Origin of the sequence: Bacteroides ovatus (assembly GCF_001314995.1) — a bacterium.
Taxonomy (GTDB): Bacteria; Bacteroidota; Bacteroidia; order Bacteroidales; family Bacteroidaceae; genus Bacteroides; species Bacteroides ovatus.
In genome coordinates, this window is record NZ_CP012938.1 from 6,160,355 (window position 1) to 6,173,451 (window position 13,097).

The window sequence follows — 13,097 nt, forward strand, 5'->3', positions numbered from 1 at the left end:
CATGAGCAGCAGGATTAGCGTTTACGGTAAATAATATAATAGATCAACGGTATAAAGAACAGACTGATAAGTGTTCCGACTGTCATGCCGATAATAATTGAGAGCGATAACGGATATTGCAGATCCGACCCCATATCCACCCGATTCAGGAAGGGGGCAATGGCTAATATGGTTGTTAGCGAAGTCATAATGATCGGTTTCAGGCGACTGTGTCCACCTGCAAAAACCGCTTTTAGTACCGGCATACCCTGTTTTCGCAATCGATTGATTGTATCTACTTTCAAGATCGAATCATTGATGATAATACCACTCATCACCACCAAACCGATCATTGACATGATATTCAAACTTTCACCAAAGAGCCACAAACCAAGCAACACAAAGAAGACATCAACGACAATCTCCGAAAGGATGATTAGCGGTTGAATGATACTTTCAAACTGTGCTGCCAGAATAAAATAGAGTAGCGAGATTGCTACCAATAGAATGATAATCAATTCTTTGATAGTCTCCCGGCTCGAAAAATACTCGCCGGTAAAGGTCACGAAGAAGTTCTTATCCTCCTTTACAACCTGCTCGATGGTTTTCATCACTTGTTTTACATTGCTGTCCGGCACATCAAGAGCGATAGGATGGTAGTCACCGGCACTGCCGGAATAGAGTTTCTTGAAATCTTCTCCTTTGGTTTCACGGATTACCATTGAGAGCGGTATCTCCACACCATACTTATTGCGCACCTTGCCCGATAAGATGTCGGATGCCTCGGCACGTGAATCGCCCGTTGTGACGGGCATTGAATAACCGCCTTGGTTGATGCGAAATAATGTGTTCTGGCTGATGAAATTTTTCATCTTTCCGTAGATGTCATCATACGTAATATCATATACCGCCATCGCTTCCACATCGGCTATATAGCGGATATTTTGCTCCATGACAGCTGGAGGAACAACCACATCGGGCAGTGCCTTTCGAATCTTTCCTACTAATCCTGTTACCTGTTCCACGGTCGGAGCTTCTCCTCCTTTGCTGTGCAATTGTACCACCAATGGACTTCCCTGTTCGGCAAATATCATATTAAAGATATTACCCGAAACCTGGAATGTAACTAATGCTTTCGGATGTTTTTCGGCTATATAATCTGTCAGTTTCTTCTCTATCTTAGCCAGTGTTTCCGCATCTTTCGCCTTGATATAAACAACGCTTTCGGAAGAAGTGATTTCTTTGGTATGCGACATTAAAAACTGCTGCACGCCAACCATTGAGGTGGTTTGCTCGGTCAGACTGTCAACCTGTGACAACAGACGATGTACTCGTAAGTCGTTTTCTTCGAGCGATATACCGCTATTCCAGTCGACTGTCATAATAGTGTCATCATGAGAGATATGTGGCAGACGGCTTTTTTCAACCATCTGATAGATGAAATAGGTTATCGGAATGAGTGCTATAAAGCAGATAATAGTCAATTTGCCATGTCGGAGTGTCCATTTTAGTGTTTTCTCATACGGCCGATAATAATTGAAGGTAAAGATGCGGTCTATAAAACGATTTTCGGTATATGGCGATAGCTTTTTATACATCAGATAAAAATAGACCGGAAGTACCAGCACCGCTACGAGTAAGGAAGCGAACAGTGCTATTGTCACCGCCATTGCCTGATCGTAGAACAGCGCACCGGCTGTACCACTTAAAAAAATTAGCGGTAAGAAGACTGAACAGGTGGTCAGCACACTACTTAGCATTGGAGTAAAAACCTCACTGACTGCTTCGGCGATGGAGTCGTCAAGCTTCATTCCCGATCGCCACTTTTGCGATATATTATCAATCACAATGATCGAGTTGTCAACAATCATACCCGTACCGAGAACTAATCCGGATAAAGAGATGATGTTGAGTGAGATACCCAACAGGTGGAACGCCAACAGGGTAATGACCAAAGACAGAGGGATGGTCACAACGATCAACATCGGTGAACGCAGGTCTTTCATAAACAGGAAGATGACTAGTGCCGCTAAAATACCACCTACCAACAGGTTACTGCCCAGATTGTCGATTGAGTAGGTCAACAGTTTGGTTTGATCGCGGGTCAGTTCGAACCGGATATTCGGATGTTCTTTTTCCAGATCATCTATCAGTGTAGCGATACTCTGTTGCAGATCCTCCATTTTGGCGTCGTTCTGTTTAATAATCGCCATCGAAATGGCTGGATCCCCTTTACTACGTACCAATCCGCTTCTTTTGGCGGGACGTTGCACAATCTCACATAGTTCTTTGAACTGGTAGATACGTCCGTCGTGTTTGATATATATATTTTCAATATCCTCTTTTGAAATGATGCGGGCATCAAAATGGATGCTGTAACGATACTGACCATCTTTGATGCTCAACGCTCCCAAAGAGACATTGTTGTTATTGATTGCTTGTTCAAGCAGACTGATATCTGCTCCCATAGAAGTCAATTTGGCATAATTCGGAATACAAAGTAATTCGGGCGTCACCACACCGCTGATATCGACCATCGCTGTTTGTGGCAACTGTTCGATACGTTTGGAGATAACGTCACGGGCAAACTGTCCCAGCTCGCTGAACTCAATACCGGCTTCACGAAGTTCTCCCTCTTTGCCCGGAATACCATTTTTGAGTGATAGATTAAGATAGAAAGCCGGAATATCGGTCACGCTGGCTTTGATTACCTTAGGACGCTCCACATCTTTCGGAAGTGAAGTGATTGCCCGGTCCATCTTTTCGTTGACATCAATAAAGACAATATCTATATTGCAGTCGGGCTCAAAATCCATATAAATAGTTCCGATATCGGCGCGAGCTTCTGCAGTTATATTTTTCAGTCCTGCCACCTGCGACAACTGATTCTTGAGAGGCTTTAGCAGAACGTTATCTATCTCACGCACCGACATGCCGGGAGCCGCCACCTGTACGGTGATCTGCGGTATGTTGATAGCCGGCATAAGCGATACCGGTAGATATCCCATCGCCACCAGACTCATCACCATGATAGCAATCACGCTCATTGTCACTGCTATGGGACGTGTGATTAGTTTCTTTATCATACTTTTTAGGGGTTAAAGGTTCGCCAATCAGACATTTTAATTAGGCGTCACCTCTGTTTCATCTGCCAGATTCAGATTGTTGGATACAATCACAACATCATTCTCCGAAATAGTGGTCTGTTTTTTGGCATTACCCGTAATCACATGAGAATCAATATTAGACATAACCACATCCACATACGTCCATACCGCTCTGCCATCTTTATAACGGAAAATCACTTGGAACCCGTCTCGAAGGACCACCGCATCTTTCGGAACAACAAACTGCTGCTTCACTTCACGCTCCAGCAGAATCTTTACATTCATTCCCTCTATTAAATAGTTATTATAGTTACGTACTTTCGCTCGTACTTTAATTTGTCCTTGCTCATTAATCAAGGGGTTGACTTCTGTAATCTCACCCGTAAAATGTTGATCCTCATTGATAAAAGGAGATACCGAGATTCGTAACCCTCGTGCTACTTCTTCCATTTCGGCCTCTAATACACTAAATTCCACATCAAAATAGGAGTCATCAATCAATGTGCATAGTTTGTCTGTCGAACGGCCATATACCTTGGAATCCAAATCTGCCACGCGGCCACTAAACGGTGCGGTTAAATAACAATTAGCCAACTGGCGTTCGGCTGCCTCTAATTGATCCATTGCGCTCTCATATCCCGATGACGCTTTCATATTCTGCAAAATAGCGGTTGGAACGGCTGTCGTATCAGCTGTGTATCCCTGTCCAATCAGTTTATCTACCAGGTCAATATTTGCTTTTGTCATCGCACGGCGGCTTTTCCGCAGCTCTATTTCGGCCTCTTTCGTATTAAGCACTGCCAACGTCATTCCCTTGGCAACTCTATCTCCGTTGCGTATATGAATGGCGGTAATAATCCCCGAACCATTAAATGCTAGGTCACTTTTCACTACTGCGCGCAGCTTACCGTTACATACGATTTGTTTTTGGAAGGACCGTTTGGTTAATACCATCGTATCGACAGTAATCAACTGTGTTTTCTCATCACTCTTACCGATTAAAGCTTCTTCTTTTTTCTTTCCGTCACCGCAAGCTGCCGCTCCCAACAGGCAAATAATCATCAAGAGACTTTTATATAGGAATAATTTCTTCATAACTTTTCTTTTTCAATGATTTTATCTTTCAATGATTTGATCGAATTCCGCACTAATATCTTTTTTATGAATAAAGTCATATAATGACAATTTTCTCAACTCAAAATAGGCACCCCAAAAGGTACTCAGTTGCGATATATATTGTCCGCTAGCATCATCCAACTCTTTTTGTGCCGTGTTCAGATCGGTCACGGTAATACCTCCGTTCAGGAATCTGTCTTTGGTGATATCATACCGCTGTTGCGCAACGATCAAAGCCTTTGCTGATATTTCGCACTGCCTGCCTTGTTGGTTGAACTGCATCACTTTAATTCGAATATCTTGTTGAAATTGTATGGCATCCTGTTCGTTCTGTGTGCGTGCCAATCGAGCTTTTGCTTCAGCCATCTTTACTTTTCCCCGGCTCATACCCCAGTCGTAAATAGGCATTGTCAGCGAAACTCCGACAATTTCTTGATCTTTCAATAAGCGATATGCTTCATTGAAACTATTTCCCGTTTGTGAGAAACCCAGATTTGCCTGTAGCTCCACCTGAATTCCTTTTGCTGCTTTGGCTTGTGCTACATCCTGCTGTGCTTCTATTTCTTTCAGTTGAAGTGAAAGATTTTGCGATGAGTTTTGTAAGGCTTTACCTAATACAAAGTCGTATTCCATGATAACATCCGGGGCTATTGTTGGCGGTAGTAGTTTAAAAGAAGTACTCTCCGAAATGCCCAGATAGGTCTTAAAGTTGAAAAGAGCAATTTCTAAATTTGTTCTGCTATTACTAACTGTTAGTTCTGCATTCATCAGAGCCAATTCCAACTGTAATAGTTCACTTTTTGTCACAGTACCAATCGCAGAGCGTTTGAGCGCTATATCGTACATGCTTCGGGTATCATTCAGGTTTTCTTCATTTTTCTGATGACTGGTCTGTGCCGATAAGACGGAAAAGAATTGTGAGGTAGTCTGAAGGGTTATATTCTCCATCGACTCTAAATATACCTTCTTCTCCTTTTCATAGCGTAAAGGCTCCGTCTTTTTTCTCCATTTTAATTCATTAAACGATCGTAGAGGCTGTGTGTAGTGGATTGTAAGTGGATTTGAATTGTATATCTGCGTGCCATAATTAAACTGGTCCAACCGGTCGAGCGATGTGTTAAGTGATACTTTACCGCCTGTCAGAGGGATATTTTGATCTATTGAAATAGACAAATTATTATTCAATGTATTGTTTGCCACATAGCTGATACGCCCCGTTTCTGGGTCACGCACATCTACTAGTGAGCGGTTATAGTTTCCCAAATTTCCATGCAAATTAAGCGATGGGAGAAACTGTGCCTTATAGGAACGGAAGTCCCAATACTGCGCCATAAAATTAAGTTGTGCCATCTGAACTTGTGGAGAACGGGCATGAGCAATCTCGATCGCTTGTTCGAGGGTTATATTTCTCGTGGTTAGATTTTGTCCGGTGATGGCACTACAGAGTAGCCATCCTATGGACACTAATAGTAGTCTTTTTTGCATTTGTGTTTACGTCTTTGGTTTTGTTGTCTTTTAAACTTGAAATTTTGGCTCCATTACTATATTTATACAAAAAAATAATTTGTTTATTGAATAGTATTGGTGATTTTCTCTGTGTTTTATGTGACTATTTTATGTGGATCGGAGGCTGTTCATTATTTTTGTAGTAATCATTTAGCTTTTTATAAGCAAAGATCCCGAATAACTCTCTGTGGTATGACTATTCGGGATTTTTATTGTTTTATGTAATTAAAATGGATCTTCAAATGTTATAAGGTTAGAAGGTTTTGATGGTTCACCTCGACCGATCTCATTGTTTGCAAAAACACGAAATGCTACTGGAACTGCTCCAACTCTATTGTCAACGTGGGCTTGTATTATATCATCATAGGAAAATTGATTTTCGGCGTTTCCTTGAAATATCCACCTAGCTGATTCTTTTTTTCTAAACTCAATACGATAGAATTGTATTCGTGACCCTCCATCGTTCATGGGTTTTAAAAATCTTAATTTACACCAATTGACATTTATGTCACAAGCACTAGGTCTTCCCGGAGGAGAAGGAACGTCAATTTTTCCAGCAAATGTAATTGTTGCAACTGTTAAGCCTAAACAAGCTAACAAGAAAATTCTTTTTTAAGGTGTTTTCATATTATTTTTATTTTGTTTGGTATAAAAATGCAGGTATTCTTTGCAAAGATAATAACTATTTTCGCAAATAATTATCATTAATTATTTAAAAATACACACTTATGAAAACAAATGCTCAACTTTTATTGCTTTTAATTGGCATATTTTTTTTAGTTGTAATAGCACGGTCAAAAATCAGATCATCCCTATTTCAAATATAGATACAGATTTTCCTGTTACCGAAAAATTGGAATTTAAGCCTTTTAATAAGTTTGACATTTTTGAAAGGGGCTTCTGTATGATTGATGACTCTATACTATGGTCTGTCGAAGAGAATGAGGAGAATTTTGGATTTTGCTATGATTTAAATACTGGAAAGAAATTATCTACAATAGCATCAAGAGGAAGAGCGGCCAATGAATTAACAGAATTAGAAGATTTTCAAATAATAGGTGATTCCGTTCAACTTTATGCATATCCAAATATGATAAAAACTTTCGGCAAGAGAGACATTATAGATAATGTGCCTATGGGTGAACGAAAATTTACTGTGACAATAGTTCCGGATAGTATTTGGGTACGTCGAATGGTTAAGCTTCCCAATGGTTTTGTCCTTGCAACCTTAATGCCAGCTTTTTCTGAAAGCGAAAAAGTGGAAATGAACGAATTTAATCAGAAATCGATTGCTATATTTAATAATAAGGAAGCAAAATTTTATGAAACAATAAATTATGAAAGTTTTGATATTGGAAAAGCAAAAGATATGGAACTGTCTGCAAATGATCTAATAAAATGTGCTTACGCTGATGGTTCTATTGAAGTAAAAGGAAATGATATGGCTGTTTTTTATGCAAGTAATCAGTTTATATTGTATATATTTGATGTCAAGAATGGAAAGGTAGTAGGTGAAAAAAGATACACGAAAATGCAGCGCGAAGAGGTAAGAAGTAAAACATTTGCGTCACTTAATACGATGAATGAAAAACATATAGGAATTGAATCAATGAAACTTAATGATAAATATATTCTATGTGATGTTAAAGGCTATTTTAGCGAAGAGGATAAAGATTCAAAACTAATGAAAGAAGCAATATTTGTATTTGACTGGCAGTTAAACCCAATCAAAAAGTTTGATTTGCCAGATAGAAAAAATGGTTATTATGGACTATCAAATAATGGCCGTTCAGTGTACTTTTGCGAGTTTAACGAAGACGGGCTCACATTGTATAAGGCAGATTTAAATATATAATTTACTGCTTTTTTGTATTATTGGAATAAGAAATGGAGGAAGTGACAAATCAGCCTTGTACTTGCCACTTTCTCTATTTCAAAATAAAACTAGCTATCCTTGATTATTGACATATTCTTTTTTTCACATAATACTAAGCTGATGATTCATAGATGCCTTCTGTGAATAAACTGTGGTAATTTCATTCTTCACTATCCTTCACCCTCTTCACCAAATACACATTTCCTAATCTCGTATGCTGTCGGCTGATACCTGTTGCGGTAAAAATTTGAGCCAGTTGGATAGGTGTACAACTTCGTAGTGCGGCGGGAAATCTCTTTTTTAATTCCTGATGAATAATAGCGGCGGAGAGTGACAGACAATCCGACTCATTCAATGTGGCAGGCGCGTATGTGTTGCGCACAATGTCTTCTATAGGGTTGACATGATAGTATGCCATGTTATGACATTGCAAGGCGTGTTCTTCCTCCTTGTTAAACCAGTGGCGGGCACCTGCAAGCAGTTCCTCTTTCAGTTGGGCATAGATTTGTGAATGTTCAATTCCGGTACAGTCTATATCATGTTCCGCTTCAATGCAGATGAATCTGCGGCTGCCTGTCGGATCACATAGTAAGTCAGTTCGGTTGCTCGTTCCGATGAACGAAGCGATACGAGGTAGCGACCGGAAATTTTTCTGATAGGCTTTGCAGATGTTGAGGCTGGACATTTGCATCAGATTTTTCAGTAATGGCATCTTTTGTGCTCCGAATTTGTCAAATTCGTCCATGTTTAGTAATCCCATCTCGGCAAGGAGACGTTCGGGATTGCCTTGTGCGGTTAGTTTCAGATTATCCGAATAATAACGGGCTAGTTGTGGTGGCATCAGCATACGGCAGAAAGTAGACTTGTGGCGTCCTTGTTCTTCACTGATAAGTATCGGAGCCACGCTGTTTGCTTGTGTTTGAGTTACTCCCAGCCATTGGGCGGCAAGTCCGAGCATCCAGGTATGAAAGCTTTTTATCCATAGAGGAATGTCAGATATCCGCTTCGCTAAGGGCTTTAACCGATCTGTTCCGTCCCAGGCAGGTAGTTCGTTCATATAAAGCCGGAAAGGGTGGTAACTTTCCACTTGGGTAGAATAGATATATCTTTGAAGATCCTTGTCCCAGCAGTTGATACCTTCTTTGTGAGTTTCCAGACAGAAAGTATTCAGTTCTCGCTTGTCTATGCGGCAGAAAGGAATGTCTCGTTGTCCGGATGGTCGGAATTCGGTTTCTTCAGTGAGCAGGTTGTAGCGGAAGTCATATCGCTCTTTTAAAAAGTCAATCACTTGTTGTGTTAGAAGGACGGGTTGTTTATGTACTTCTTGCTTATATGCTTCCTGTTCATCTATTTCTTGCATTTTCGGTACGTTCTTTGACGTATTCGTTGAAACGATGACGTTTGACGATTCTTTCATCAATACTCGTATTTTTTTCGCCAAACGTTTCGAGTGATATTCTAATGTCTTCATATTTTTCTTGTTTTTTAAATGAATAAATGTTGTTTTTTCGACCGGTTGATGCTGCTAAGGTATAACATGAAATATGGGGTTTGCAAGTATTTAACTAAGAAAATGTTTATTTTCTTCTGAAATGAAAAACAAGCTTTCTTATGCTGATATATCGTTACTTTGTCGTATCTTTAGTGCTCAGGGAAAACGCATTATAAATCATGTAAAATAAGTTCCCATAAGAATTCATTATCCCACCCTGCTATTAATCTTTTTCTATTGATTGGTATCTCTCTTTTGTTGTTTCTTAATGTAGCCAATGCAATTTTCGCCAGTACGGAGAAGTTTAATGCTGATATATTTCTTCTTCTGGTATTATCTTCATGGAAATTGACATCTAGCTGCCAATGTAGATTATTCTCAATTTCCCAGTGTTCTCTACTATTTTTAAGTATCTTCTGCGCATCAGGTTCCAAGGAAGATATAAAACATCTTTTTTCCACTGTAGTGCCTTTGTTTGTATTTCTGGTATTCTCTATATATCCGAAAGACTGTATATTTTTCCACTTCTTTCTAATATCTGCTCCCAGAAAACCAGGATCGTTGCAGCAATAGCAGATTCTCGACTCATTCCTGCCATGTCCTTCTTCATGCGTCTCATATTTGTCAAATCGTACTGTTGTACCTTTTGATACAATACTTTCTGTTACTGACAGTACTATTTCCTTTAATTTCGGTTGATTATCTTTCACTATAAAAATGTAGTCACCTTCTCCCTTTATGACTTTCTCTGCAATTGTACGCTGGCATCCTAAAGCGTCAATTGTAATAATACAATCTTTTATACACAACATATCTAATAATTCAGGAATGACAACTATCTCATTTTCCTTTTCTTGTGTACATAACTGTCCAAGGGAGATTCCCAGTTCTGTTGCAAATGCACTGATGACATGCAATTTGTACTTTCCCGTATTCGAATCAGGAAGCACTCCTTGTTTACGATGACGCTTGTCCTGTTCGGATTCATAGGCTCCTCGTATGGTTTTACCATCAATGGCTATATGCCCCGAATAACATTTGAGAATGCTTTGGACCCATTGCCTATAAGATTCTTCAAATTTTAAAGGATCTAATGCCGAGAAAAAGCGATTAAATGTATCATGGGAAGGGATACCATTAAAATTGGAAAGCTTGGCTGCAAAAAAAGATTCTTTACTTTTACCAAAGTCTTCTATTGAATTCCAAGTATCAGCGCCACATATAACAGCAGAAATTGCAATAAGAACAATGGTACTGGCCTGATGTTTTTTACAACGGTCTATCCGGTTATCTATCAATATTAATGAATCAGCAAATTCATGTAGGTTGCTGATCTCAATCTTTCTTTTAGTTTCTTGCTTCATTTTAATTGTGATTTATAATCACGTAAATGTACTCAAATAATATTGTAAATGAAAGATAAATATCTTATTAATAAGATGAAAAGACAATATTGGTGTAAGATAAATGTATAAAAGATTAAGGAAAGAGTATAATGCGTTTTCCCTGGTTTAGTGCTTGTTTAGGAAAAGCCGACTGGAGTTGTCCGGTTGGCTGACAATAGTTGACTGAACAGCCGATTCCAGTCGTCCGAATAGCCGATTAAAGTTGTCCTATGATGAAGTTACACATTTAAATTGATAAGAAGTAATGGCTATTGTGTTTGATTGGTATGAAAATCCTAATGATTCTTCGGAAGAAGAAGCTGCGTTGCATCCGCGTATCTTTATGAATGGAAAGGTAGATACGGATACTCTTTGTTACAAGATTCATGACTACAGTTCGTTGACTGTGGGCGATGTAAAGAATGTGCTTGATAACTTATCGAAGATTCTCGGTGAGTCGTTGCGTGAGGGAAAAGAAGTACATATCGAGGGGATCGGTTATTTTTATCCCACTTTGGAGGCTACGGGGAAAGTGACTCGCAGCACTCCGCATAAGACTAATAAGGTGGCTTTCAAAACTGTTCGATTTCGCCTTGATAGTAATCTGAAAGGATATTTTGTGGGTGTTCGTGCCAGTCAGTCCAAGTATGTCCGCCATTCGGAGAAGGTGTCAGAGGTGGAGATTGATATGCTGTTGAAAGAATATTTTTCCGAACATCAGATGATGACCCGCCGTGATTTTCAGGAAGTGTGTGGTTTGGCACGTACTACAGCTAAAATGCATTTGGTACGTTTGCGTGGAGAAGGAAAACTGGTGAATATCGGTTTGCGCAATCAGCCGATGTATGTGCCTGCTCCCGGTTATTATGGCGTATCCAGAGATGCGGCACATCCTTCACGGTAATGACTGTGAAGGATGTGAAGAAGCATATTTCTTTGAGTAATCACACGAAACGGTTGATAGCTTGAGACTTGTCCTCATGTAAAGGGAATGAAAGAAAAGAAGCGAACCTTATTTCGCTATGTATTTTTTCATTCCTTCCGTGTAGAAAGTCTTGAACTCTCCATTTTCTCCACTATAAATAAAGTAGGCGTCAATCGTTGTATCCGCTTTGCAGAAAGCTTCCGCTTCTTCCAGTCCCATCACCATGAAGGCGGTGGCAAGGGCATCGGCAGTCATACAGTCTTTGGCGATTACCGTAGAGGACAAGATATTGTGTTGTACCGGATAGCCAGTTCTAGGGTCAATCGTATGGGCGTATTTCTTCCCATCCTTATAATAATAATTACGATAGTTTCCGGAAGTTGCCAAGCCTAAATCTGTTATCTCAAGAATTGTCTGTAAGTCTTGGTTTACAGCCAGTGAATCGTCGACGGGCTTATTGATTCCAATGCGCCACAAGCCTTTGGAAGGATTTTTCCCTTTCACTACCACCTCGCCTCCTATATCTACCATATAGTTTTTTATTCCCTTACGGTCGAGCAGTTGTGCAATTACGTCTACCGAATACCCTTTGGCCACGGCACTACAACTTAACATAGTACGAGGATCCTGTTTGATAACTTTGCCGTTATCCATTTTCACTTTTTCATATCCGGTGATTTGTAACAGACTGTCTATCATTAATGAATTAGGAAAAGCACCTTTTTTGAAACCGAATCCCCAAGCATTGGCAAGAGGGGCTACTGTAATGTCGAAAGCACCCTTTGTCTCGCGGGAAATTTCCATCGAGCGATGGAAGCATTTCTGGAAAAAACTATCAGTCACCAGCTCTTCATTGCGGTTGACGCGGCTGATAACAGAACTGTCGTTGAATGGAGATAGAGATTGGTCGAAGCGTTTCAGTTCAGCTTCTATTTCCGGTTTTAAGTCACCGTCATGCTGATAAGTAATTTTATATACTGTCCCAAACACCAAACCTTTGACACTGTAATAGCCAACTTGTTGATTATGTCTGACTAATATCCAGATAGTTGCCAAAATCAGGAAAGCCAGCCAAAGGAAACTTTTTTTTGTTTTCATACGCTCTTCTATTTGATGAGAAAACTCGTTTTATTGAAGAAATAAATGTTCAATTAATATCTTTAGTCCGATAATGACTAGAATGATACCTCCCCATAACTCAGCTTTCAGTTTCCGGGCGATGCCGCAGCCACATTGGATACCAAAGATCAGACCGATGAGTGACATGACAAATGAAACAAATCCGATAATGCTGATAGGAGGGAGGATTTCGGTATAATCCTGAACTCCCAGAAAGGCAAAGGAAATGCCGATTGCCAATGCATCAATACTTGTGGCTATTGCCATGGTCAATACCACTTTCGGATTTGCCGGATTGAACAGTTTACAACATTCTTCTTCTTTGAAAGATTCTAAAATCATTCGTCCGCCTAAGAAGGCAAGGATTGCGAAAGCAATCCAATGGTCTACACTTTCTATAAGATGACTGAATGTCTTTGCACACATCCATCCGATAAATGGCATGATTGCCTGAAAAAAGCCGAAAGCAAAAGCCATGATTAGCATGGGTTTCCAACGGGTACGTTTCAAAATAATACCGCTTGCAATTGAGACAGCGAAACAATCCATCGCCAGACCTATTGCAAGCAGCCAAATCTCTAGTCCTGTCATT

The 13,097-nt window shown here is 39.9% G+C and carries 10 protein-coding genes; 2 read left to right on the top strand and 8 right to left on the bottom strand.

Translation table 11 applies throughout. The features are described from left to right. Positions 1-14: 14 nt before the first annotated feature. The 4 genes from Bovatus_RS23275 to Bovatus_RS25345 form a co-directional block, all read right to left on the bottom strand. Entirely contained in the window at positions 15-3,065 is a 3,051-nt protein-coding gene (locus Bovatus_RS23275; RefSeq protein WP_004302026.1) for an efflux RND transporter permease subunit, read from the bottom strand. 36 nt (positions 3,066-3,101) lie between these two features. Continuing rightward, positions 3,102-4,181, bottom strand: coding sequence for an efflux RND transporter periplasmic adaptor subunit (locus Bovatus_RS23280; protein ID WP_004302027.1), 1,080 nt, complete (start codon positions 4,179-4,181; stop codon positions 3,102-3,104). 21 nt (positions 4,182-4,202) lie between these two features. Next, positions 4,203-5,687: a TolC family protein gene (locus Bovatus_RS23285; protein ID WP_004302028.1), complete on the bottom strand. Its 1,485-nt coding sequence runs from the start codon at positions 5,685-5,687 to the stop codon at positions 4,203-4,205. Positions 5,688-5,933: 246 nt separating this feature from the next. Next, a complete protein-coding gene (locus tag Bovatus_RS25345; protein WP_138274746.1) occupies positions 5,934-6,308 on the bottom strand; it encodes a fibronectin type III domain-containing protein in 375 nt (124 codons plus the stop codon). Positions 6,309-6,612: 304 nt separating this feature from the next. Here Bovatus_RS25345 and Bovatus_RS23295 point away from each other — a divergent pair, with 304 nt between their 5' ends. Then, positions 6,613-7,563: a BF3164 family lipoprotein gene (locus Bovatus_RS23295; RefSeq protein WP_004320308.1), complete on the top strand. Its 951-nt coding sequence runs from the start codon at positions 6,613-6,615 to the stop codon at positions 7,561-7,563. A 181-nt stretch (positions 7,564-7,744) separates the two neighbouring features. Here the strand turns inward: Bovatus_RS23295 and Bovatus_RS23300 are convergent, their stop codons facing one another. Both Bovatus_RS23300 and Bovatus_RS23305 read right to left on the bottom strand, forming a co-directional pair. Further along, positions 7,745-9,055, bottom strand: coding sequence for a VapE domain-containing protein (locus Bovatus_RS23300; RefSeq protein ID WP_004302035.1), 1,311 nt, complete (start codon positions 9,053-9,055; stop codon positions 7,745-7,747). Positions 9,056-9,246: 191 nt separating this feature from the next. Further along, entirely contained in the window at positions 9,247-10,440 is a 1,194-nt protein-coding gene (locus tag Bovatus_RS23305) for an ISAs1-like element ISBaov2 family transposase (protein ID WP_004296414.1), read from the bottom strand. Between the two features lie 286 nt (positions 10,441-10,726). Here Bovatus_RS23305 and Bovatus_RS23310 point away from each other — a divergent pair, with 286 nt between their 5' ends. Next, positions 10,727-11,365: an HU family DNA-binding protein gene (locus Bovatus_RS23310; protein WP_004302036.1), complete on the top strand. Its 639-nt coding sequence runs from the start codon at positions 10,727-10,729 to the stop codon at positions 11,363-11,365. A 108-nt stretch (positions 11,366-11,473) separates the two neighbouring features. Here Bovatus_RS23310 and Bovatus_RS23315 read toward each other — a convergent pair whose 3' ends face one another. Both Bovatus_RS23315 and Bovatus_RS23320 read right to left on the bottom strand, forming a co-directional pair. Continuing rightward, entirely contained in the window at positions 11,474-12,484 is a 1,011-nt protein-coding gene (locus Bovatus_RS23315) for an FAD:protein FMN transferase (RefSeq protein ID WP_004302037.1), read from the bottom strand. 30 nt (positions 12,485-12,514) lie between these two features. Beyond that, the gene (locus Bovatus_RS23320) at positions 12,515-13,096 is read right to left on the bottom strand and encodes a manganese efflux pump MntP (RefSeq protein WP_004302038.1); all 582 of its coding nucleotides are present in this window, start codon (positions 13,094-13,096) and stop codon (positions 12,515-12,517) included. Position 13,097: the final 1 nt, after the last annotated feature.

Bases quoted from the DNA above. Each gene is read 5' to 3' on its own strand.
- Bovatus_RS23275 (WP_004302026.1), bottom strand. From the start codon at position 3,065: ATGATAAAGAAACTAATCACACGTCCCATAGCAGTGACAATGAGCGTG.
- Bovatus_RS23315 (WP_004302037.1), bottom strand. From the start codon at position 12,484: ATGAAAACAAAAAAAAGTTTCCTTTGGCTGGCTTTCCTGATTTTGGCA.
- Bovatus_RS23300 (WP_004302035.1), bottom strand. From the start codon at position 9,055: ATGAAGACATTAGAATATCACTCGAAACGTTTGGCGAAAAAAATACGA.
- Bovatus_RS23305 (WP_004296414.1), bottom strand. From the start codon at position 10,440: ATGAAGCAAGAAACTAAAAGAAAGATTGAGATCAGCAACCTACATGAA.
- Bovatus_RS23310 (WP_004302036.1), top strand. From the start codon at position 10,727: ATGGCTATTGTGTTTGATTGGTATGAAAATCCTAATGATTCTTCGGAA.
- Bovatus_RS23280 (WP_004302027.1), bottom strand. From the start codon at position 4,181: ATGAAGAAATTATTCCTATATAAAAGTCTCTTGATGATTATTTGCCTG.
- Bovatus_RS23320 (WP_004302038.1), bottom strand. From the start codon at position 13,096: ATGACAGGACTAGAGATTTGGCTGCTTGCAATAGGTCTGGCGATGGAT.
- Bovatus_RS23295 (WP_004320308.1), top strand. From the start codon at position 6,613: ATGATTGATGACTCTATACTATGGTCTGTCGAAGAGAATGAGGAGAAT.
- Bovatus_RS23285 (WP_004302028.1), bottom strand. From the start codon at position 5,687: ATGCAAAAAAGACTACTATTAGTGTCCATAGGATGGCTACTCTGTAGT.